General features: G+C 66.0%; 20 protein-coding genes. 1 reads left to right on the top strand and 19 read right to left on the bottom strand.

What is annotated here, in order from left to right; translation table 11 throughout:
• Positions 1-3: 3 nt before the first annotated feature.
• The 6 genes from AB1446_10910 to AB1446_10885 form a co-directional block, all read right to left on the bottom strand.
• Positions 4-1,083: a winged helix DNA-binding domain-containing protein gene (locus AB1446_10910; protein ID MEW6547402.1), complete on the bottom strand. Its 1,080-nt coding sequence runs from the start codon at positions 1,081-1,083 to the stop codon at positions 4-6.
• Positions 1,084-1,303: 220 nt separating this feature from the next.
• A complete protein-coding gene (pepF, locus tag AB1446_10905) occupies positions 1,304-3,109 on the bottom strand; it encodes an oligoendopeptidase F (GenBank protein ID MEW6547401.1) in 1,806 nt (601 codons plus the stop codon).
• Positions 3,110-3,584: 475 nt separating this feature from the next.
• Positions 3,585-3,800: a hypothetical protein gene (locus AB1446_10900; protein MEW6547400.1), complete on the bottom strand. Its 216-nt coding sequence runs from the start codon at positions 3,798-3,800 to the stop codon at positions 3,585-3,587.
• Between the two features lie 138 nt (positions 3,801-3,938).
• Positions 3,939-5,561: a hypothetical protein gene (locus AB1446_10895; GenBank protein MEW6547399.1), complete on the bottom strand. Its 1,623-nt coding sequence runs from the start codon at positions 5,559-5,561 to the stop codon at positions 3,939-3,941.
• Between the two features lie 151 nt (positions 5,562-5,712).
• A complete protein-coding gene (locus AB1446_10890; GenBank protein ID MEW6547398.1) occupies positions 5,713-5,961 on the bottom strand; it encodes a hypothetical protein in 249 nt (82 codons plus the stop codon).
• 283 nt (positions 5,962-6,244) lie between these two features.
• Positions 6,245-6,781, bottom strand: a complete 537-nt coding sequence (locus AB1446_10885) for a Holliday junction resolvase-like protein (protein MEW6547397.1) — start codon at positions 6,779-6,781, stop codon at positions 6,245-6,247.
• A gap of 211 nt (positions 6,782-6,992) precedes the next feature.
• Between AB1446_10885 and AB1446_10880 the strand changes: the two genes are divergently transcribed.
• Positions 6,993-8,174: an aldo/keto reductase gene (locus AB1446_10880; GenBank protein MEW6547396.1), complete on the top strand. Its 1,182-nt coding sequence runs from the start codon at positions 6,993-6,995 to the stop codon at positions 8,172-8,174.
• A gap of 35 nt (positions 8,175-8,209) precedes the next feature.
• Here the strand turns inward: AB1446_10880 and ftsZ are convergent, their stop codons facing one another.
• The 13 genes from ftsZ to AB1446_10815 form a co-directional block, all read right to left on the bottom strand.
• Positions 8,210-9,271 (bottom strand): cell division protein FtsZ, encoded by a 1,062-nt coding sequence (ftsZ, locus tag AB1446_10875; protein ID MEW6547395.1) that lies wholly within the window; start codon positions 9,269-9,271, stop codon positions 8,210-8,212.
• A gap of 51 nt (positions 9,272-9,322) precedes the next feature.
• A complete protein-coding gene (gene ftsA, locus AB1446_10870; protein ID MEW6547394.1) occupies positions 9,323-10,555 on the bottom strand; it encodes a cell division protein FtsA in 1,233 nt (410 codons plus the stop codon).
• A 50-nt stretch (positions 10,556-10,605) separates the two neighbouring features.
• Positions 10,606-10,974, bottom strand: a complete 369-nt coding sequence (locus AB1446_10865) for a small basic family protein (GenBank protein ID MEW6547393.1) — start codon at positions 10,972-10,974, stop codon at positions 10,606-10,608.
• 1 nt (position 10,975) lies between these two features.
• Positions 10,976-11,689 (bottom strand): DUF881 domain-containing protein, encoded by a 714-nt coding sequence (locus tag AB1446_10860; GenBank protein ID MEW6547392.1) that lies wholly within the window; start codon positions 11,687-11,689, stop codon positions 10,976-10,978.
• A 6-nt stretch (positions 11,690-11,695) separates the two neighbouring features.
• Positions 11,696-12,436: an FtsQ-type POTRA domain-containing protein gene (locus AB1446_10855; GenBank protein ID MEW6547391.1), complete on the bottom strand. Its 741-nt coding sequence runs from the start codon at positions 12,434-12,436 to the stop codon at positions 11,696-11,698.
• Positions 12,437-12,502: 66 nt separating this feature from the next.
• Entirely contained in the window at positions 12,503-13,762 is a 1,260-nt protein-coding gene (murA, locus tag AB1446_10850; protein MEW6547390.1) for a UDP-N-acetylglucosamine 1-carboxyvinyltransferase, read from the bottom strand.
• Positions 13,763-13,792: 30 nt separating this feature from the next.
• On the bottom strand, positions 13,793-14,671 hold the full coding sequence (murB, locus tag AB1446_10845) for a UDP-N-acetylmuramate dehydrogenase (protein MEW6547389.1): 879 nt from the start codon (positions 14,669-14,671) through the stop codon (positions 13,793-13,795).
• Between the two features lies 1 nt (position 14,672).
• Complete coding sequence (gene murC / locus AB1446_10840; GenBank protein MEW6547388.1) at positions 14,673-16,070, bottom strand: UDP-N-acetylmuramate--L-alanine ligase; 1,398 nt, start codon at positions 16,068-16,070, stop codon at positions 14,673-14,675.
• Between the two features lie 128 nt (positions 16,071-16,198).
• Positions 16,199-17,338 (bottom strand): undecaprenyldiphospho-muramoylpentapeptide beta-N-acetylglucosaminyltransferase, encoded by a 1,140-nt coding sequence (gene murG / locus AB1446_10835; protein ID MEW6547387.1) that lies wholly within the window; start codon positions 17,336-17,338, stop codon positions 16,199-16,201.
• 25 nt (positions 17,339-17,363) lie between these two features.
• Positions 17,364-18,494 carry a putative lipid II flippase FtsW gene (gene ftsW / locus AB1446_10830; protein MEW6547386.1) on the bottom strand — a complete coding sequence of 377 codons (1,131 nt, stop codon included), beginning with the start codon at positions 18,492-18,494 and terminating at the stop codon, positions 17,364-17,366.
• A 98-nt stretch (positions 18,495-18,592) separates the two neighbouring features.
• A complete protein-coding gene (mraY, locus tag AB1446_10825) occupies positions 18,593-19,549 on the bottom strand; it encodes a phospho-N-acetylmuramoyl-pentapeptide-transferase (GenBank protein ID MEW6547385.1) in 957 nt (318 codons plus the stop codon).
• Entirely contained in the window at positions 19,546-20,958 is a 1,413-nt protein-coding gene (murF, locus tag AB1446_10820) for a UDP-N-acetylmuramoyl-tripeptide--D-alanyl-D-alanine ligase (protein MEW6547384.1), read from the bottom strand. The genes mraY and murF overlap by 4 nt, the downstream gene beginning before the upstream one ends.
• Before the next feature lie 6 nt (positions 20,959-20,964).
• Positions 20,965-22,452, bottom strand: a complete 1,488-nt coding sequence (locus AB1446_10815) for a UDP-N-acetylmuramoyl-L-alanyl-D-glutamate--2,6-diaminopimelate ligase (protein MEW6547383.1) — start codon at positions 22,450-22,452, stop codon at positions 20,965-20,967.
• Positions 22,453-22,567: the final 115 nt, after the last annotated feature.

Here is a 22,567-nt window from a genome sequence, read left to right as displayed (position 1 = left end):
TAGCTAATACGTGACGCAACCCGCTCTAACCGCAGTGCTGCTCCACCTCACCTGTATCTCCTCGAAACCCAAAAGTCTCCCCACGTCGCCGGCCTCCTGCTCGAGCCTCTCCTCCTCTGCCCTTCTCTCATGCAAGCCCAGGGCACCAAAGGGCTCAAACTCAACTACCAGCCGTTTTCCGCTCCGCGTGTAGTTCCAGGTGCCCGCAATCCTTCCACCTACAAGCATCACCGGGGATATCCACCCGGCTTTCCGGTACACCTTCTTGTAATGCTCACTGTCCAAAAGAAGGGTCTTGTCACGGTGACCCAGGAGGAAGGGGTCGAAACTGGGCAGGAGGTTTGCAGCATGCTCCGGCTCATCCATGGAGACTAACGTCTCCACGTCTTCTCTCAGGACGAGGGCCTCGGCGCCCGCAATGGAGACGCCCACCACCCTCTCACCCAGGTCTTGCCGAGCCTCGGCTGCATCACTTACGGGAACACCGGACCAAAAAGAAAAGTCCTGGATGGTGGCGGGACCGTATCCCCTCAGATAGTTCTCCAGGACCCTGGCCCTGGCGTAAGCGCCTTCCCTTTCTGAGAGCCGCTTGACGCCCGGGATCCACTGGTCCAACTGCGCAAAGGTGACTTCTCTCCCGCGCTCAGGGCCGAAGCACACAAGCCCCCTGAGGCACGCCTGCTTGATGACCCCTCCCCAGCTGTGCTCCACCCACGGCCTGGCTTCCTCGCCTATCCGCGCCACCACCCGGTAGCCGATCTCCCGCCTGGTGAGGGGCCCGTCTGACAGGACCTCCACCACCGCATCTACCATGCGGTCCAACAGGGGACGCTCCAGGCCGTCTTTCGCCATCCACCGATGTTCTTTGAGGGCTATGCTTGGACATATTCCGGCCAGGTACCACGGCAGGTCGGATGCAGGTAAGTAATGGAGGGTGGCCCTCATGCACCATGTCTTCACCAGCTTTCGTTCCACCCACAGGTGCCCCTCCACGTCCTCGGGCGCAAGACCATTCACCCTGGCCCGGAGTGCCAGACATGCCGCAGCAGCGACCTGGGCCTGGACGCCCGAGATGCTGCGCACTACGTCTTCCAGGAAGACCGGGTCCCCTCTCCGGGAAAGGTGATGCCTCATCAGGCGGAAAGATAGGACCTGGGAGGGGGATACGATTACCGATTCCTTCTTACTCTTATTAGGCCGCTGCGGCAGTTTGCGACTCTCCTTTCTGCGCGCGCTCCGGGGCTACCTCTCCCCGCCTCCCCCAACACGCCCCCTTACGGTTCCCAGGCCACTTGCGCAACCTTTAGAAGCTCTTCACTACTTCATCAACAAGCGAACCCACATAGGCGACAGCCTGGAGGATAGGTTCGGGCTTGGTCATATCCACACCGGCCATCTTCGCCAGTTCGATCGGGCTCTTCGTGCCTCCCGCTTTCAGCACCTCGAGCCACCGTTCGACCGCAGGCTTCCCTTCCTTCTGGATGGCCTGAGCCACGGCAGTACCGATGGTGAGGCCCGCCGAGTAGGTGTAAGGGTACAAGCCCATGTAGTAATGAGGCTGGCGCATCCAGGTCAGCCTGGCGCCGTCGTCGATCTCGACTTCGCCTCCCCAGAACTCACCGAGGATCTCTCCCTGGACCTCGCTGAGAACGCTGGCGGTGATGGGCTGGTCCTTCTCGGCCAGAGCGTAGATACGGCGCTGGAGTTCGCCCTCGATGAGATGACGCACGAAGTTATGGTAGTACGTCATGAGGAACTGCATGGTCATCCAGCGCCGAAAACGCACGTTTTCGGTTTGGGAAAGGATGTAGTTCCCCACCAGGAGCTCATTTGTGGTGGAAGGCGCCTCCACGAAGAACATGGAGGGTTCGCAGTTGACAGGCCGCTGGTACCTTTGTGATAGCACTCCGTGACCGCCGTGACCCAGCTCGTGAGACAGGACGAGCGTGTCGCGCATGCTGTCGGTCCAGGTGATCAGAATGTAGGGATGCACACCGCAGACCGGGTTGCAGAAAGCGCCCGTGGACTTACCGACGTTGTCCGCCAGGTCAATCCACCTGTTCTTGAGAGCCGCGGCAATTATCTCGGTGTACTCAGGTCCGAGAATAGACAGTCCGTTGAGGATCAGCTCCGACGCCCGCTCATAAGTGGTCTCGGGGGCAAAATCCGGGTCAAGCGGGGCCTCGATGTCGCAGTAGAGCATTCTGTCCAACCCCAGCACCTTTTTCCTCAGCTGCGCGTACCGCCTCATATGCGGCGCGAGTTCCTTCAAGATGATATCGTGAAGGTTGTTGTACACCTCGATGGGGACTTCCTGACGGTCGAGGAACATATGGATGGCCGATTCGTACCCGCGCAATTTGGCCAGTACGACGTTTTTCTTAACCTCAGTGCCCCAGGTGGCCCCAAAGGTGTTCTGGTAGGCCTTCAGCCCCTTTACAAACGAGGCATACGCGTTCCGCCGCAAAGTCGTGTCGGGGGAAGTCTCGTACCGGCTCTCGTAGAGCGCGAACGACATGGACAGCTCGTTTCCCTGGCTATCGGTGATGGGGTCGAAAGACATGTCGGTTGCCTTTGCCCGGTTGTAGATCATTGAAGGGGCGTCGAGGACCTCACTCAAGGCCGCCACGGCCTTTTCCGTTTCTGGATGGAGGACGTGCGGCTTTTGTCTTATGAGTTGCTCAATGGCGCGGCGGAAAGACGCAAGGGCCGGTTCCTCCTTAAGGTAGCGTTCCAGAGTACCGTCCGGAAGGGCCAACGCCTCTGATCGAACGAAGGATGTCTCGGCCTGTATCTGAGCCTGCAGAGACGTAGCCTTACCGGCAGCAACCTGGTTGGCCGGCGAGGTTGCATCTCCCGCAAGCCTTAGCAAAGCGTACGAGGCCACACGGTCGAACCTGACCGCAAGACTTTCACAGGCCTCCATGCACTCCAAGAAGACCCGAGCTCCTTCACCGAGGCGACCCTTGTACCTGGTTACGCTGGAAATATCACCTGCAACTGACTTTAGTTCGGCCTCCCACGCTTCCTCGGTAGGAAACAGGTCGTCGAGGTTCCACGTCAACTCACAGGGGACCTCAGATCGAGCCAGACGTTTCCTCAAAACCACCCCTCCTCCAACGGGTCAGGCGCCCGGTACCGAGCAGTTGTGAGATACCACAAGACCACAGCCGGCTCAGACACCACCCTGGCCCGCCCCGGGACATGCGGGCCACCTCGCTTATACCATTTTTGCCGCGCCCTGGTCCAGTCGGTCCTGCGCAGACAACGTGTAAAGTTTCGGTAGGTGGCGGTGGGTCCCGAAGAGAATAATGAGACCTCACCCCGGGGATGTCCTTTCGGGCATCTCACTGCCTGACCAAAAGAGGGTGAGGTCTCATGTGGACAATTCAGTCGCTTCGCGCATGGTAGAGCGTGATTGTGGCTTTGGGACGGATGAAGATCCTGGTACCTGGCTGCGGGCCCGCGTGCCCGCGTTAACCGGCTGGCCCGGGTGCCTCAGGTCACCGGATGGTTACCATGGCAGAATTCGGGTCCGCGGTGGCGGAGGCCGTTCTCGGATCGGGCACGAGAAGGTAGGGATGCTAGAGGGCCGAGCGCTGTGTGCCGCGATCGACGGCCTTCGTCCATTCGCCTGGTTCCCTCCCCCTTGCCTGCATCGACCCCATTATGGTTTTGCAGGCTACCGCCACCGCCTCCCGATGTTGTGGGGGCAGCGTATCCCAGTCGTATGGTTGCCCCAGCGCTTCACGGTAGACTTCCCACCACTGCTTCGCAATCCAGTCATGCAGACTCTCCATGCCTCTCCCCCCTGAGATCAGGTTCGCCACATCCTCGCCCACCTCCTGCATTTTGTTACCGTACAGTCTATACTTATGCGGACCACGGCGTAGCCGAGACCAGATACGGCAGTGCCGGCGGGGTACCTCCCCTGCCTGCTACCTCATCGGCATTATTCTGAGGAGGGTCATGGGCTCCGACCCGTCAGTGATCACAGCGTCCCAGGTGTAGGCCAGGTAGCCACCGCCCGGCGACACGGTCAGTTCCCTGAACATTGCCGGTCCGTCCACCGTCGACACCACCTTGCCGTCGGCAGAAAACACCCGGATTTCACGGACGTGGGGCTGCTTGCCTGGAAGCACGACTTTCCCCACGAGAGTGTGGTCGTCCAGCCAGGTCACCGGAGTGACAACTTCCCCGAGCATCACCGGAGCGAGCCAGGAGCCGGCCGCGCCCCGGCTCCCGCCCGGGCTCCTCACCACGCCTACCCAGAGGCACTGCTCATCCTCCAGGGAAGGAGCGGAGAACGCTAGAGCCGTACCGTCAGGAGCCCATGACAGGGGAAGTTTCGCGCCTTTCCCCTGCGCAGGTCCCGTGACCTGTGTGACCACCCATTGACCGGCCTGTTCCTGGGCTATATGCACATCACAGGACACGCGGAAGCCGCTCGTCCTGCTGCCCTCCACGGTACCCGCCGCAAACGCCAAAGCACCGCCCACGGGCGACCAGACCGGGAGGCCGTACACCAGCTTCCCCGGCACGCTCACGTATTCCACACGACCAGTTCCCACCTCCAGGATTCCCACCCTGTGCGCGATGGGCGGAATCAACTCGTCCTCCGGGCCAAGAAAGGTATCGCCCTCTCCGTCAAGCACCAGGAAGGCCACCCGCGACCCGTCCGGCGACCAGGCAGCCTCGAACGCGCACCCTTTGCCGGGCGCCACCCTGCATACCACGGTGCCCGTGTCCGTCCGCACAATCCCGAACCAGCGCGCCACCTGCCCCTCCACGACCTGATACAGGTAATGGACACCGTCAGGCGACCAGCTGCACCCGATCCCTACAAAGGGGAACTCGTAGCTGGGAACTCCGGGCAACCTCACTTTTTGCCCGGTACGGAAGTCCGTCATGCTGGCCCCTTCGTTGTCATAAAGGACAGCCCGGGCGCGATCCGGCGACATCCTGAACACCGCATTCACCGGCTCGGTTACCTTGTACACCCCGCGCCCCTCCACACCGGAGGGCTCGATGTCGTACCGCCACAGGGGTCCCAGCACGCTCTCCCGAAGCGTAGTAAACACGATTGATTTCCCGTCCGCCAGTGGCGCCCACATGTAGAAACCCTCCGGCAGAGCGTCCTGCTTGAGGGTGAGGACCGCGCGGCCCGTCCAGGCGCCTCCACGGTCCCGGGAAAACCGGACAATAGACTCACCACCCTGGTGTCTCGCCAGCGCCAGGAACTCTTCGTCGCTCACCCAGGTCACTCCGAGCAGCTGCCGGAAGGGCCCGGCAGTCGCCACGTTACCCTCCCGGCGCACCTCTACGGCACCTGCCTCCCCAGGCGTCCACTCGGGCGCGGAGACCCCGTCACCCACCCCGGCTCCCGGGGTCTGCCCGCTGCCAGGCGCTTCACCCCCGCCTCGCGGGCCGCCTCCGGACGGTTCCCGGCTGGCGGCCGGGCCCGGCCCACACCCGGTCAGGCACGACGCGCAGAGCACCGCCAGGCAGGTGAGCATGACCATCGCCAGGAGAATTCCACGGTTACTCGCAACTTGGGGCACAAAGCATCTCTCCTCTCACGGCGCAGGCCGAACCGCAGGGCACGGCCCCCAACAGGAACACCACCGCAGCGAGCCACACCAGCGAACTCCTGACAACCTGAGCGACAAACCCTCTCATCAGCCAGCCCCCCGCTCAAGGCACACCGGTTCCTCACCAACCGCACGAGAACACTTCCACGAAGGCCCGACACGGGTCGCTCAACGCAGACACGCGCCAGCCGTAGTTCCGCTCGGGTTCGAGCGCCAGGGCGAACGAGGCTACGCGGCGCTTCGCCCTTTCCCGAATCAGGCTGAACTCCCGCCAGTCGCCGATCCGGGTGACGGCAGCGCGGCCGGCACACCCGGCGAGGGCCACCGCCAGGACTGCCGCCAACACCACACCGCGAGCATGCTTCTTCACCACGCCAGCCTCCTCCATACAGCCTCATTACATGAGACGCCCCGGGCCAGACCGACGTTGCGGCTGCCAGTCAGCCACCCTCACAACCCCGGAACTGCGGAACCTGGGCGCGGCCGAGGGCCGAGCTGGAAGTCTACCCATGCCAGGAAACAAGTACGCATTCTGTGGCACAAAAGCGATGCGGCTCCGGATTTCGTCCAATGACAGTTCCTCAAGCGGCCGTCCCAGGCATACGCACCGGGAAGGTGACCATGGTGGCTTCAGACCTTTCTGGCGCGCACTCCTAGACGGGAGCATCACCCGCGAGGCGCAACTCCTCCCACTCCACCGCGTGGCGGAGGATAGCCTCTCGCACCAGCCGTTCCCGGCGGCTGAGGTCGGAGTGGCCGGTTTTAACTTCGACGAAGACGATGCGGCGCACCGTGCCCTCGTCCAGGCCGTCGAACACCACCAGGTCCACGGGTGACCCTATGAACCGCACGTCTCTGGGATTGTAAGGAAACTGGGGCAGATAGGGAACCAGGTGCTCTCTCACCTTGCCCGCCGTCACGGCCCGGCTCCTTTCCACCGCGTCCTGGCGGATCGCCTCCTCGATCTCCCGCTTCCAGGCTTCCAGAGCCAGCCGGTACTGCTCGTCCACCAGGCGTCGCTGCTCCTCGACGCGGGCATGGAACTGGCGTTGCAGGGCACCCAGTGCCGCCGCCATTTCTGCCGCCCGCACCCTCGTCACGACGTACAGCACCACCAGGACCAGGACAAGGCAGCCCAGCACCACCAGCAGGAGTTCCCTCGCGCTCAGCAACCACCAGAACCGCTCCACCTGCACCCCTCCCTGGTTCGCTGCCCCTGCCCCGAGAACAGGATACGCTGGGGAAACAGGCCCTGCAAGACGTGCCGTCCACTCGCCCCGAAATTCGTATGTCCAGCCGCCATCGTAACTGTACTGCAACCCGGGCAGGAACCGGTTCAGCGCGAAGGAGAAAAGTGGGGAGGAATGGAAGATCCCCAGATGGCAATTGGAGGTGACAGTCGTGGAGTACAGGATGGTGGGGGAACTGCGGGTGTCGGCAGTGGGACTGGGGTGCCGGCGCCTGGCGGGACCGGGGATGGATCCCGAGCGGTCCCGGCAGGTCGTGCACGCGGCGCTGGATGCCGGGATAGTACTATTCGATACGGCGGACATCTACGGCCGGGGAGCATCTGAGGAGGTGCTGGGGAAGGCCCTGCGCGGTCACAGGCACGAGGTGGTGATAGCCACCAAGGTGGGGATACGCCGGGGCGACGCAACATTTGCCCCGCCCCGCGGGACCGGCCCCGGCGGGGGCACGCAGGCTCCGGGTGGGGGCCTGGGCCCGGCTACCACCACCCAGGACGCGACCGCACCCTACCTGATCAGGGCCACCGAGGATTCGCTGCGCCGCCTCGGCACTGACTACATCGACCTCCTGCAACTCCACTACCCCGACCCGGCCACTCCTTTTGAAGAGACGGCCCAGGCCCTGGGCCTGCTGGTGCGGCAGGGCAAAGCCAGGGCGGTGGGGCTCTCCAATTTCTTTGCCCCCGACCTGGAAGCCTGGCTAGAAGGCCAGCCCGGCTGGCCGGTGGAATCGCGACCCGTGGCGCTGCAGGTGCCGTACAACCTGGTGCAGCGCGACATCGAAGAGACGGTGCTCCCGCTGGCGAGGCAGCACGGCTTCGGGCTGCTCGCTTACATGCCCCTGTTCCTGGGATACCTGGCCCGGGAACCGCAGCCGGGAGAACAGGAGCGTGATCCACACCGCGGGCTTCTGCCCCTGCCCTACATCGACCGCCTGGCCCGAGCGGTGGCCCGCATGAGGGAACTGGGGCGCGAGTGGGGTCTTACGCCCGCCCAGCTTGCCCTGCGCTGGGTCATCGACCGGCCCGGGGTGGTGGCCGCCCTCGCCGGCGCCACCCGCCCTGAGCAAGTATGGGAAAATGCAAGAGCCGGCTCCGCCCTGCCAGACCCGTTGCGCTCAGCCCTCGATGAGATCAGCGAGGACCTCAGTCCGGTACCCCCGCTGGTCATCAACGAAACCGTGGTGGAGTGCCATCCCGCCCCGCGCGGTGACTATTACCTGGTCCTGGCCTCCGGGCTGAAAACTCCCAGCGCGAACCCGGTCAGACCGGGATGGACCGTGGAACTCGACGGCTGGCGCGGCCAGATCCTTCGCGCACGGCCGCCCGAGGGATAGAAACGGCCCGGAGAAGGGCCTGCGTGGGGAGGAGGCTAGGAGCGGCGGCGCAGGAAGGCCGGGATATCGAGATCATCCTCGGCAGCAAACCCCTTGAGGTCGATCTGTTCCAGGGGCAGCTTGTCCCGGGCGGCAGCCTTGGGCCGGGCGTCGAAACCGGTGGCGATCACCGTCACCCGCACTTCGTCCTTCAGGTTGTCATCGATGACGGCACCGAAGATGATGTTGGCGTCCGGGTCGGCAGCCTCGGCCACGATCTCCGCCGCCTCGTTCACCTCGAACAGGCCCAGGTCCGGTCCTCCCGTGATGCTCAACAGCACCCCGCGGGCACCCTCGATGGAGGTCTCCAGCAGGGGACTGGAGATGGCGGCGCGGGCCGCATCGGCAGCGCGGGTTTCCCCGAAGCCCACGCCAATACCCATCAGGGCCGACCCCGTCTCGGCCATGATGGTGCGCACGTCAGCGAAATCCAGGTTGATGAGGCCGGGCACGGCGATGAGATCGGATATCCCCTGCACACCCTGGCGGAGGACATCATCTGCTACCCGGAAAGCCTCTACTATCGACGTTTTCTTGTCCACCACTTGCAGGAGCCGGTCGTTGGGGATGGTAATCAGGGTATCCACCTTGCTGCGCAGGGTGGCAATCCCTCGCTCCGCCACGGCCATGCGGCGCCTGCCCTCGAAGGTAAAAGGCCTGGTCACCACGCCCACGCAGAGGGCCCCAGCCTCCTTGGCGCACTCTGCCACCACGGGGGCCCCGCCCGTACCCGTCCCGCCTCCCATCCCCGCGGTGATGAAAACCAGGTCGGCCCCCTTCAGGGCTTCCAGGATCTGATCGCGGCTTTCTTCTGCCGCTTTGGCCCCCACTTCCGGATCGGCCCCCGCGCCAAGGCCCTTGGTGATCCGGGCACCGATCTGGATCTTGCGGGTGGCGTGACAGGTGGCCAGGGCCTGGGCGTCGGTGTTGATGGATATGAACTCAACCCCTTTTACCCCGGTGGCTATCATGCGATTGACGGCGTTGTTGCCCCCGCCCCCCACTCCGACCACCTTTATCACTGCAAAGGGCTCCCCTTCTAGCTCCAGATCCAGCATGGCAACACCTCCCGAATTTCGCCTTGCGGAGGTCACAACGTGCGCGGCGGCTCAGAAGAAATCTCCCAGGACGCGGCGCACCCGGTCCCAGAGAGATCCCAGCACACCGCCCCGCACCTCTGCCCGCGCCAGCCCGGCCTGGCCGCGGGTGGCGTACAGTAACAGCCCCACCGTGGTGGCGAATGCAGGACTGGACACCAGATCCACCAGTCCCCCCAGGCCAGCTGGCGTCCCCACGCGGGCGGGCATCTGCAATTCCTCCTCGGCCATCTCCCCTATCCCGGGTAAAAGGGCGCATCCGCCGCACAGCACCACCCCGCCCGGGATCTGACCGGCCCGGCCCGACCGCCCGATCTGCTGCTTGACCAGAGCGAACAGTTCCTGCAGCCGGGGGGCAATGATCTGGGCCACCACGCTCCCGCTCATCTGTCGGGTACCCGTACCACCCACGTTGGGTACCTCGAACACGTCGTCGTCCGCCTCGGGACAGGGCCGCGCCCGTCCGTGCTCCAGCTTGATCCTCTCCGCCTCGGGAGGCGGGGTACGCAGGCCGATGGCCAGGTCCCCGGTAACGTGGTCACCTCCCACGGGAACGACGGCGGAATACAAGGGATTGCCACGCTCGAATATCCCCAGATCGGTGGTACCGCCGCCTATGTCCAGCACAAGCACTCCCAATTCCCTCTCCGCCGGTAGGAGCACCGCTTCCCCCGAGGCCAGGGAAGACACCACCAGGTCCTCCACCTGTAAACCCGCCCGGGCCACGCCCTTGAGGAGATTCTGGATGGAGGTCACCGCCCCGGTTACCACGTGGGCCTCCACCTCGAGGCGCACCCCCAGCATGCCCACCGGATCCCTCACGCCGTCGTAGCCGTCCACCACGAACTCCCGGGGCACCACGTGGACGATCTCCCGGTCAGCGGGAATGTTGAGGACGCGAGCCGCGTCCAACACCCGATCCACATCTTCGGCGGTGATCTCGCGGTCATCCCTGGCCACCGCCACCACCCCCCGGTTGTTGAGGCTGGAAAGGTGGCTCCCAGAGATGCTGACGTATGCGGATTTTATCTCCACCCCCGCCATGCGCCCCGCCTTTTGGGCCGCATCGGCGACGGCGCGGGACACCCCTTCTATGTCCACCACCACGCCCTTGCGCATGCCGGCAGAGGGAGTCACGCCGAATCCGATGATGTCGCAGGTGCCGTCCCGGCGCACTTCTCCTACGATGGCGGCTACCTTGCTGGTCCCCACATCGATTCCTACCGCCAGATCGCGCCTGGGCAACCTATGCACCTCCTGGGCCGTTGAATTCTGCAACGCATGTTGTTTTTCCTTTAAACGCCTCGCTTGGCCGGTTGCTGGTGCCGCTTCCGCCAGGTTGCCAGCAGGAGGTGTCTGATGGCTCCCAGGTTGTTGAATATGCGGATGCCGAACGCTACCAGGGCGGCAAAGTAGAGTTCTACTCCCAGGCGGTCCCCCACGTAAGTGAGCCCGGCCGCCAGAAGGGCATTGAGGAAAAACCCGCTTATGAAGACAGTGTTGTCGTACTTCCCTTCCAGCCCTGCCCGCAGCCCGCCGAAGGAAGAGTCCAGGGCAGCCAGCAGGGCCACGGACAGGTATCGGCCGTAAAAGATGGGGATCTGCAGGGGAATGCTCGCCCCCAGCAAGACCCCCACCACCAGCGCCGCCAGAGGAATCCACATGTCACTTTCCTCCCGTCTGGGCCACCCGCCCGTACTGGAAGCGCAGGCTCCCGCTGTAAGCGGGGATGGTCACTTCGGCTTCCTTCTTCACCGTCACCTCGATACCCCAGAAGGACAGGGACTCCACCACCCCGCCCCGCATCCGCAGGGCCCTCTCCAGCACATCGGGATCTCCTATGGCCTGGATGACGATGGGCGGCGCCGTCATCACCCGGTTCACCGATATGGTGGGGCCGGCGCAGCGCACCTCCGTGGTGGCTATCACCCGCTGCCCGTTCAGGGACATGGCCTCGGCCCCCGCAGCGAAGAGCTCGTTGACCACACGGAGCACGTCTTCGTCGTGCAGGAGGAAGGCGTTGATGTCCTGTCCTTTCTGGATGGGCCGCTTGGAATCGTCCATGGTAACGGTGACCCCCGGCCCCTTCACCGGCACCAGCCCGGCCAGCATCTGGGCCTTGGCCAGTTCTTCCTGGAGAGCCTGAAATGCCGCCTGCCCCTGCGTGAGCCGGGAGACGGTGTTGCGCAGTTCCGCCACTTCCTGCTCCAGGCGGCGCCGTTCCGTCTCGGCTTTCTGCAGGAGTTCCACCAGTTCTTCCGTGCGGCGATGGGCCAGGTCAGTAGCAGCCCGCTGCTGCACCCGATACTGGAGGGCCAGCATCAGCCCCAGCACCAGCATCACCAGGGCAACCGCGACCTGTGCTCCCCTAGAGCGCAAGGCCCCTCACCCCCCCTGGGCGGGCTTGACGATGGCCCGGCTGTGGTCGCGAATGTCCACGTACTCGGCCCGCCCCCCCTGGCGCCGGAGGTCGTCCCAGATGGCCACCAGCACCCGCACCTTTTCGGGGAGGTAGGCATCCGGCAACCCAAGGAGGGCAGGGACACCGTCCAGGTCGTAAACCACCAGCTCGCCCTTTTCACTGGCGTGCACCTCGGCAACTCTCTCCCGTCCCGACTGCGGGAAAGCTTCCACACAGGCCAGGGCCGCCAGGATGCCCTGGTCGGTGAGGAACTGCCCGGCCATCGGTTCGGCGGGGACCGGCCCGGTGACCAGCGGCAATCCCCAGGGACTGGCCTCCTCGGTGGTGGTGAGGACCCGGCCTTCGGCGTCCACCACCAGGAAGCGATCGTGATGGGGCACGAGAGCCACCGGGGTGCGCTCGCTCACCCAGATGACCGCCCGCCCGGGCCAGGCCCAGCGTATCCCCGCCTCCTTCACCCAGGGAAGGGAACGCAAGCGAGCAGCCACCCGGGCCGGGCGCAGGGAAAAGACGCTCTGTCCCGGGCGCAACCCGGAAAACTCCGCCACCTGGCCGGGGTCGAGACGGCTGGTGCCACGCACGCTCACTTCCCGCAGCATGGCGTAGCGGGATTGGGCAAAGGCCAGGACAACCGCCACGGCCAGCAGCAGTAACAGGCACCAGGTCACCCTTGTCCGACCAGCATGTCCCCCGAACGTCCGCATCAAGACATCCCGCCCTCAATCACCTAATTGTACCCTACCCCTTACCGGTCCGCCAGTTGCACGCTTTCAGCCGGCCACGCGCTCGATGCGGGCACCCAGACCGGCCAGCTTCGCCTCCAGGCGGTCGTAGCCGCGGTCGATGTGGGAAGTATCCTCCACCGTGGTCACCCCTTCTGCGGCCAGGCCCGCCAGGACCAGGGCTGCCCCGCTCCGCAGGTCGGTGGATTCCACCGCGGCCCCGAACAGTATCGGCACACCCTTCACCACGGCGGTCCGACCTTCCACCCTGATCTGGGCGCCCATGCGGCGCAGTTCGTCGGCATGCTTGAAGCGGTTCTCGAACACCGTCTCCGTAATGACCGACGTCCCCTCGGCCAGGCACATAAGGGCCATCACCTGGGGCTGCATGTCCGTGGGGAACCCCGGGTAGGGCAGCGTCTTGAAGTCGGTGGCCCGCGGCCTCTCCGGTCCCTTCACCAGCAACTGACCCGGCCCCACCGGCGACACGCTCGCCCCGGTCTCCTTGAGCTTGGCGGTGATCGACTCCAGGTGCTCGGGGATCACCCCGGAGACGACCACCTCTCCGCCGGTGACGGCGGCCGCCACCATCATGGTCCCCGCTTCAATGCGGTCGGGGATCACGTGATGCTGGCATCCACCCAATTCCGAAACCCCCTCGATGCGGATGAAGTCGGTGCCCGCCCCGGTGACACGGGCCCCCATGGCGTTGAGGAAGTTCTGCAAGTCCACGATTTCTGGTTCTTTGGCCGCGTTCCTGATCACGGTAACCCCGCGGGCCAGCACCGCCGCCATCATGATGTTTTCCGTGGCCCCCACGCTGGGGAAATCCAGATGGATCTCCTGCCCCCGCAGGCGGGTTGCCTCTCCGTAAATGTATCCGTGGCGTTCCCGGAGTCGCGCTCCCAGGGCCTCCAGCCCGCGCAGGTGCAGGTCGATGGGGCGGGGTCCGATGGCACAACCCCCGGGGTAAGCAACCCTGACCTTACCGGCACGAGCCAGGAGCGGCCCCATCAGGAATATGGAGGAACGCATCTGCCGGCTGAGTTCCTCGCGTACCTCGCACGTCCCCAGTTCCCTGGCCCACATTTCCAGGGTCCCGTCGGGGCGCCACCCCACCTCTACCCCCAGCCTCTCCAGGATCTGGCGCATCACGGAGACGTCTCGCAGACCGGGTACGCCCCGCAACGTGCACCTCTCCCGAGTAAGTACCGCCGCCGCCATCATGGGCAGTACGGCATTCTTGGAACCACTGACCAGAACGGTTCCAGAGAGGCGGTGTCCTCCCTCGATAACAAAACGTTCCACACCCTTCACCCCCGGCTGCCTCCCTGGGGGTCAGATCGCCGGCTCCTCACCCACGATTTCCACTTCCGGCTCCAGCCAGATACCAAACCGCTCCGCCACCCGCTCACGCACCCTGGCGGCCAGGGCCAGGACGTCGCCGGCCGTGGCTCCGCCCCGGTTGACCAGGAAGTTGGCGTGCACCGGGGAAACCTCCGCTCCTCCCACTCGCATCCCCTTGCACCCCGCCCTCTCGATCAGAAAACCGGCCGCCACTCCGGGGGGGTTGCGGAAGAAACTGCCCGCCGACGGCACCCCCCGTGGCTGGGTCCTGCGGCGCACCTCCAACAGTTCCATCGTACGCGCTTCCACCTCGGCACGGGAGGAGGAACGCAGGCACAGTACGGCCTCAGTGACCACCATCTTTTCGCGACGCAGGCGGCTGTCCCGGTAACCGAGCCCCAGGTCCTCCCGGCCCAGGAGCATGCAGCCGTCCCCATCCAGCACGGTGACCTGCTCGATCACTTCTCCCAGGCACATCCCGTGGGCACCTGCGTTCATGATCACGGCGCCTCCCAGGGTTCCCGGTATCCCGGCCGCAAACTCCAGGCCGCTCATGCCGGCCCGGGCGGCCCCGCGGGCCAGGGCGGGAAGGGGAGTGCCACTCCATGCCACCAACCTGACGCCTTCCACCCGCCACCCGCTCAGGCGGGCCGTGGACACCACCGCCCCGCGGATGCCCCCGTCCCTGACCAGCAGGTTGGTGCCCAGTCCCACCACCAGCACCGGCAACTCGGCTTCGGCCAGGATGGCAAGTGCCGCCTGGAGTGAGGGGAAATCCGCGGGGCGCACGTACAGGTCTGCCGGCCCCCCCACCCGGAAGGAGGTGTGGCGGCTCATGGGCTCCGACCACCTGACATCTCCCCGCACCATGCTACGCAGACGGGCCAGCACCTGTTCCAACCGATCCGCCCCCCCGCAGGTGCCTGAGGAACTCCTTTCCCAGCTTCCACACGTCGCCGGCTCCCATGACCAGTACCAGGTCACCGGGCCGGGCGGTTGACTGCAACCACGCCAGAGCCTCTCCGGGCGAGGGCAGAAACGGTGCCTCCTTCCCCTGATCGCGCACTGCCTGCGCGACGAGTTCCCCGGTCACACCCGGGATGGGCGTTTCCGCCGCCGGGTAGATGTCCATGACCCCTACCAGGTCGGCCAGGACCAGGGCCGGCCCGAATGCCCGGTGCAATATCTGGGTACGCGTGTAACGGTGGGGTTGGAACAGGCACACCACCCGTCCTTCACCCGCTTCCTGGCGCGCCGCCCGCAGGGTGGCCTCCACCTCGGCCGGGTGGTGGGCAAAGTCGTCCACCACCCTTATCCCCCTCTCTATCCCCAGGGTCTCAAAACGCCGCCTGACCCCGCGGAAGGAGGCCAGCGCTTCCCGGGCAGACGGGAACTCCACTCCCAGGAAAGAACAGGCCGCTATGGCTCCCAGGGCATTCTGGACGTTGTGCCTGCCCGGCACCGAGAGCCTTACCTCTCCCAGGCGCCGGCCGCGGAACCAGGCGGTGAACCGCGATCCCCCCGGCTGGAGCTGGATGTCCTGGGCGCTGTAATCGGCCTCGCCGTTGAGGGCATACGTGATGAGCCGACGGCCGTATCCATTCAGAGCCCGCCGCACGTAGGGGCTGTCCAGACAGGCCACCGCGGCGCCATCGGGACGCACCTGCTCGAGGAAGCGGCGGAACGCTGCCATCAACTCATCCATGGAATACCGGTAACGTTCCAGGTGATCGTCGTCAATGTTGGTAACCAGGGCCACATAGGCCTCCAGGAGGAGGATGGTACCATCGTATTCGTCCACCTCTGCCACCAGGTAACGCCCGCGGCCCAGGCGGGAAGTGGCGGCGGCGTCGTTCAGTTCTCCTCCGATGAGGACGGTGGGGTCAAACCCGGCACGCTCCAGGCACACCGCCACCATGGAAGCGGTGGTGGTCTTGCCGTGGGCGCCCGCCACCCCCACCCCGTCCCTCTCCGCCATCAGGCGGGCCAGCAATTCCGACCTCCCCAGGATGGGTAACCCGCGGGCGCGTGCTTCTTCGACCTCCGGGTTACCCGCAGGAACTGCGGCCGAAACCACCACCAGGTCGGGATTTCCCACCTGCTCGGCCCGGTGGCCCTGAAAAATGGTAGCTCCCTGGCTGGCCAGGCGCCGGGTGGCCTCGCTGGACACCAGGTCCGACCCGCTCACCTCATACCCCATCTCTATGAGGACATGAGCCAGGGCCGACATGCCGGCCCCGCCGATCCCTACGAAATGCACCCTGGGCATGAACAGTCCTCCACCTGCTTCCCTTGCATCCCATTAGTATGCCACAGGTAACCTGCCGGGCTTCATCCGGACGGGTCACTGCATGCCCGCCCGGCACGCCGCACCGCATCGCCCGGCACCATGTGCGGCTACTCCCGGGCGGCCTGCACCACCACTTCTGCCACCCGCCGGGCAGCATCGGGCTTCCCCAGCCGGCGGGAACCGGCGGCCATCGCTCCCCTGAGGGATGCATCCCCCAGTATGGTATTCACGACAGCGGCGAGGGCCTGTCCATCCAGGTTGTCATCCGGGATCACCCGGGCCGCCCCCTCTTTTTCGAGCTGGCGGGCGTTGTAATCCTGGTGACGCCCTACCACGTTCGGGGAAGGGATCAGGATGGCGGGCAGGCCTCGCACCGTCACCTCCGCTACCGTCATGGCCCCGGCGCGCCCCACCACCAGGTCCGCTGCCGCCAGGGCATCTTCCATGTTATAGACGTAGGGCTCCAGCCGCACGTGCCCCCCCGCCTCCACCCGACCGAGCCGGGAACGGGCTTCGGGGTAATAGTCCCGGCCGGCGATGATCAGGACCTGCAGATCCGGGTGAGCCTCCCTCACGGCAGGAAGTGCGTCCACCGCAGCCTCCGCCACCCGCCGGGCCCCCCGGCTTCCTCCCAGCACGAGGAGCGTAGGGCGCCGTGGATCCAACCCCAGGGCCCGGCACCCCTCTTCCCGGGTACGGGTTACCACCTGGGGGCGGACAGGGTTCCCGGTCACTACCAGGACGGCCCTCGAGGGGAAGTGCACCAGACACTGGGCGTAGGGTACGCACACCGCCCGGCAAAAGCGTGATAACACCCGGTTGGTGGCACCGGGGACCACGTTTTGCTCCTGCAGCACGGCCGGGATGCGCCGCAAGATGGCGGCCAGCACCACCGGACCCGTCACGTACCCGCCCGTCCCCAGCACCGCGCGGGGACGGAAGCGCCCCAGGATGGCCAGGGCCTGTCCCACCGCCAGGGCGGCCCGCCCCGCACCCGCGACCACCTGCCCCGGTGACTTGCCCCGCAGGCCTGTGACCGTTATCCCCTCGAAGGGGATACCCTCCCGGGGCACCAGCTCGGCCTCCATGCTCCCGCGGCTGCCCACGTAAAGGAGCTGGGCGCCATACTCCTCGCGGAGCACCCTGCCCACCGCCAGCGCCGGGTAGATGTGACCGCCCGTCCCTCCGCCCGTCAACACAATCCTGAGTTCGCCTGCCACGCCACCACCGCCTTCGTACATAGGCATCCCGGGTTCCCTCCCGTAACCGCCCTCACCCGGAGGGACGGGTGTACCGGGAGACGTTGAGCACGATGCCCGCCGCGGCCAGGGAGAACACCAGGGAAGAACCGCCGTAGCTGATGAAGGGCAGGGGGATACCGGTAACGGGCAACATGGCCGTGACCACCCCGATGTTCACCACCGCCTGCAGCGCGATCATCCCGGTCAACCCCGCCGCCAGCAGCGAGGAAAAGGTATCCGGTGCGTGCATGGCTGCCCGGAACCCGCGCCAGGTGAAAAGAAAGAACAGGGCGACCACCGTGACGGCCCCGATCACCCCCAGCTCTTCCCCTATTATGGCGAAGATGAAGTCGGTGTGCTCCTCCGGAAGGTACCAGAGCTTCTGCCTGCTTTGCCCCAGGCCCACCCCGAACAGGCGCCCGCATCCCAGGGCGTACAGGGCCTGTATGATATGGAATCCCGACCCCTGCGGGTCAGCCCAGGGATCGAGAAAGGCCAGAAAGCGCCGGCGGCGGTACTCTTCCGCGAAGATGGCCCAGAAGGTGACGGGCACCGCCGCCGCGCCCAGCAGGACGACGTGGGAAAGGCGGGCCCCGGCGGTGATCAGGGCCAGGAACAAAGTCCCCCCCACCGTCACCGCCGTGCCCAGGTCGGGCTGTTCCAGGATGAGGGCAGCCGCCAGGCCGATCCAGAAGAGCAGGGGCACCACCCCCCGCCAGAAGTCCCGCGCTATCCCCTCCCGGCGGGAAAGGTGGTAGGCGGCAAATATGGTGATGGTGACCTTGGCCATCTCGGAGGGCTGAAAGGCGAGGGATCCGTACCCCAGCCAGCGCTGGGCTTCCCGGGATGTCCGCCCCACCCCGGGGATGAGCACCAGCACCAGCAGGATGATGGTGACCACCAGGGCGGGACGCGCCAGCGAGATCCAGTGCCAGTACTTCAGGCGGGAAGTGAACAAGGCGCCCACCAGTCCCAGGACCGCCCACACCGCCTGGCGCTTCAGGTAGTAAAAGCGGTCGCCCAGAGTCTCCAGGGACTTGGCCGCCGACGAACTGGCCACCATGACGATACCCAGCGTTACCAAGCACACCACGGCCAAAAAAAGCAGGGGATCGGGGCTGCCGGGCTGGGGGGAAACCGCCCGCGCCCGCACACTCCTCACGTTCGCGGCCGCCCGCGCGCTCGGGGTCGCCCCCAGACGGGAGCCCCCGGAGCCATGACCGCGAAGATGCCGCCGCTGACCCCCACCCTGGCGTGCCATCACCCCATCCCCCGCCACACCAGGAGCCCCAGGAACGCACACAGCGCCGAACAGGCCCAGAAGAATTCCACCACGCGGGGTTCCGGCCATCCCACCAGCTCGAAATGGTGGTGGAGCGGGCTCATGCGCAGGATGCGGCGGCCGAAGGTGTGGAACCAGAAAACCTGCAGGATGACGGACAGCGCCTCCACCACATACAGCCCCCCGATGAAAAGGAGCAGGAGCTCGGTGCGGGTGAGGATGGCACAGGTGCCCAGAGCCGCCCCCAGGGCGAGGGCTCCCGTATCCCCCATGAATACCCGCGCGGGGTAGACGTTGTAACGCAGGAAACCCACCAGCGCGCCCACGGTGGCCAGGCAGAACGTCACCAGGTCTTCCTCTCCCAGGCTCCAGGCTATAAGCCCGTAGGCCAGGAAGGAACAGGCGGTCGCTCCCGCCGCCAGGCCGTCGAGCCCGTCGGTGAGGTTGACGGCGTTTGCCCCCGCCAGCACCACCAGCATCCCCAGCACCCAGTAAGCCGGGCCCAGGTCGAGGGGACCGTACCAGGGCACCTCCACGATGGTACCCCTGCCCAGGTTCAGGGCAACCGCCACTATGGCCGTGGCCAGGGCCAGTTGACCCGCCACCTTGTAACGGCCTCGCAGTCCCAGCGGTCGCCTGGCCACCACCTTCAGGAAATCATCGGCCCAGCCCAGCATACCGAAAGACCAGGTGCTGAACAGGAGCAGGTACAGGGATCCGGTCCGCGGCCCCCACGCGAGCCCGGCCGCCGAAAGGGCCAGCAGGAACACCAGCCCTCCCATGGTGGGGGTGCCGGCCTTGCCCGCGTGGCTGCGGGGTCCGTCGCTCCGCACCACCTGTCCGGCCTTGAGGCGGCGCAGCACGGGGACCAGCAGGGCACCCGCCACCAGAGCAAACACCCACGCCGCCACCAGCGGCTGCACGCCGATCATCATGCCTGCCCCCACCTCTGCCGCAGTGCGGCCACCACCTGTTCCAGCTTCATACCCCGGGACCCCTTCACCAGCACCACATCGCCTTCTCCCAGCAGGCCGTTCACCAGTTCGGCCGCCTCCCGGGCGGAATCCACCGACGTGATCCGCTCCCCTGGCATGCCCTCCTCGCGGGCGGCTTCCACCAGGTGGCGGGAAAGGGTGCCCACCGTGAGCAGGTAGTCCAGCCCCAAGCGGGCCACCAACCTGCCCACTTCCCGGTGACCGGGGATGGCGCGGGGCCCCAGTTCCAGCATGTCTCCCAGCACAGCCAGGTGACGCCGCCCCGGAATATCCATGAGAGTCTCCAGGGCGGCGGACGTGCTGGTGGGGCTGGCGTTGTACGCATCGTTCAGCACAGTCACCCCGCCCAGCCGCACAACCTCCATGCGCATCCCCGACAGAGCGGGGTTTTCCAAACCCCTCACGATCTCCACCAGGGAAAGGCCCAGCGCCCACCCCACGGCCGCCGCCGCCAGGGCATTCGGCACCTGATGGCGGCCGGGAACGGGCAGGAACACCTCCCCCACCTCCTCCCCCAGGTGCAAAAGGAAACGGCTGCCCCGGTCGCCCAGGGATCGCACACCCGAGGCCCGCACCTCGCACCCGGCGCCCAGGCCAAAGTACACCACCCGCCCCGGGAACCGCTCCCCCATCCTGCGCACCCGGGGGTCGTCACCGTTCAAGATGGCAGTACCGTCCGGGGGCAAAGCGGCCACCAGTTCGGCTTTGGCCCGCGCCACCTCCTCAATCGACCCCAGGAGTTCCAGGTGACTCTCGGAGACGTTGGTAACCACGCCCATTCGGGGCCGTGCCAGGCCAGCCAGGTAGGCTATCTGCCCCCGCCCCCGCATGGCCATCTCGATCAGGGCCACTTCGTGGGTGGCATCCAGACCGAATAGGGTCAGGGGAACCCCCACCTCAGTGTTCAGGTTCCCTTCGTTCTTCAGCACCCGGTAGCGCGTCCCCAGCACGGAGGCTGCCATATCCTTGGTGCTGGTTTTCCCCAGGGAGCCTGTGATCCCTATGACCACCGGGGAAAAACGCAGGCGGTGAGAGAGGGCCAGCTTGCCGAGGGCCAGCACCGTATCGGGCACGAGCAGGCAGGGTCCACCCGCCGGTCGCTGAGGTTCGCGGGAGACCAGGGCAGCCACCGCCCCCCGCGCAAAGGCGTCTTCCAGAAAGAGGTGACCATCCGTGGCGGCACCCGGTATGGCCACGAAGAGGGTTCCCGGGTTGACCCGCCTGCTGTCGTGGGTTACGGCCAGGATCTCCCGCTGCCCCATCCCGCTGGCCTCCGCCGGGGACCCGGCACCGGGGGGAATGAGGCGGCCGTCCAGGATGCGGCAGGCTTCTTCGACCGTGAACAGCAAGCCCTGTCACCTCCCCGCCAGCAACTCCCGCGCCACCTGGCGGTCGTCAAAGGGCAGGGTGCGGTCCCCGATGATCTGGTAGGTCTCGTGGCCCTTGCCCGCGATGAGCACCAGGTCTCCCGGCTTCGCCTCTGCCAGCGCCAGGGCTATGGCCCGGCGCCGATCGGGTTCGACCAGATACTGGTACCCGGGGGCACGCACCCCCTCTTCAATCTCGCGAATGATAGCCCGGGGGTCTTCACTGCGGGGGTTGTCGGATGTGATCACGGTGAGGTCAGCCAGTTCCCGGGCTATCCTCCCCATGATGGGGCGCTTCCCCCGGTCCCGGTCCCCGCCGCAGCCAAACACGGCGATCACCCGCCCCTGCGTGATCTCGCGGGCCGTCTCCAGCACGTTGCGCAGCCCGTCGGGAGTGTGGGCGTAGTCCACGATCACCGAGAAGTCGCGGGCCTCCTTGATCCTCTCGAAGCGTCCCGGCACCTGGGGGGCTTCCGCCAGGGCTCGCACGGCCAGGGCAAGGGGCACACCCTCTCCGATGGCCACGGCCACGGCGGCCAGGGCATTATACACGTTGAACCGTCCCACCAGGGGCAGGGTGACGTGAGCCTCCCCGGCGGGTGTCCTCGCCAGGAAAGATGTACCTTCCGCCGTCATACGTACGTCTTCCGCCGTCATGTCCGCCGGATTACGCAGGGCGTAGCTCACCACCCCGGCCCCCGCCCGGCGAGCTTCCTCCACGAAACGGTACGACGAGGCGTCATCTGCATTGACCACCGCCAGTTTCTTGCCCACGGTGTCCCCCAGGTACCCCACGCCCAGGGACCGGAAGAGCCGCAACTTGGCCTGCAGGTAATCCTCGAATGTGGGGTGGTAGTCCAGGTGGTCCTGGGTAAGGTTGGTGAACACCGCCACCGCAAATTCGCACCCTGCCACCCGCTCCTGGTCCAGGGCATGGGAGGATACCTCCATCACGCAGTACGTCGATCCGCAGGCCGTCATCTGCCCGAGCAGGGACATGATGTCAACCGACTCGGGCGTGGTCCGCTCCACGGGCAACTCCCGGTCGCACACCACGTTCCGTACCGTTCCCACCAATCCCACCCGATGGCCACAGCAAGCCAGGATGTGGCGCACCAGGTGGGTGGTAGTGGTCTTTCCGTTGGTCCCGGTCACGCCCACCAGCCGCAGCCTGCGAGAGGGATGGCCCCAGAACACGGCCGCCAGCAGGGCCAGGGCACGCCGGGAGGAGGGCACCAGTACCTGAGCCACATCCGCGTCCAGCTCCAGCCTCCTCTCCACCAGCAGGGCCCGCGCTCCTCGACGCACCGCCTCCGGGGCAAAGTCGTGGCCATCCCACTTGAGCCCCCGCCAGCAGGCGAAAAGGAACCCGGGGCGCACTGCCCCGGCGTGGTAAGCCAGACCCGTGATTTCCGTGTCCGGGTCACCTCTTAAGTCTTTCTCCGGCAGTATCTTTATCAGTTCTCTCAGGGTCATAGGCAGCAACCACCGCTTTCGGTTAACTTTTCCAGTATTCTGACTCAACCCCGCTCATTTTATGTGACGCCCGCCACCGGCACAACGTGGCGCACCGCCGGGGAACTGCCAGCCG

The sequence above is a fragment of the Bacillota bacterium genome (assembly GCA_040757085.1).
In the GTDB taxonomy this organism is placed as follows: Bacteria; Bacillota; Sulfobacillia; order JACIYH01; family JACIYH01; genus JACIYH01.
This window is presented reverse-complemented; position numbering and strand designations above follow the sequence as displayed.

Coding starts and splice junctions, on each gene's coding strand:
- murG (MEW6547387.1), bottom strand. CDS start 17,338: ATGCCTATGTACGAAGGCGGTGGTGGCGTGGCAGGCGAACTCAGGATT.
- murB (MEW6547389.1), bottom strand. CDS start 14,671: ATGGTGCGGGGAGATGTCAGGTGGTCGGAGCCCATGAGCCGCCACACC.
- AB1446_10865 (MEW6547393.1), bottom strand. CDS start 10,974: ATGTGGATTCCTCTGGCGGCGCTGGTGGTGGGGGTCTTGCTGGGGGCG.
- mraY (MEW6547385.1), bottom strand. CDS start 19,549: ATGATGATCGGCGTGCAGCCGCTGGTGGCGGCGTGGGTGTTTGCTCTG.
- AB1446_10815 (MEW6547383.1), bottom strand. CDS start 22,452: ATGACCCTGAGAGAACTGATAAAGATACTGCCGGAGAAAGACTTAAGA.
- ftsZ (MEW6547395.1), bottom strand. CDS start 9,271: ATGCTGGATCTGGAGCTAGAAGGGGAGCCCTTTGCAGTGATAAAGGTG.
- AB1446_10855 (MEW6547391.1), bottom strand. CDS start 12,436: ATGCGGACGTTCGGGGGACATGCTGGTCGGACAAGGGTGACCTGGTGC.
- AB1446_10900 (MEW6547400.1), bottom strand. CDS start 3,800: ATGGAGAGTCTGCATGACTGGATTGCGAAGCAGTGGTGGGAAGTCTAC.
- murC (MEW6547388.1), bottom strand. CDS start 16,070: ATGCCCAGGGTGCATTTCGTAGGGATCGGCGGGGCCGGCATGTCGGCC.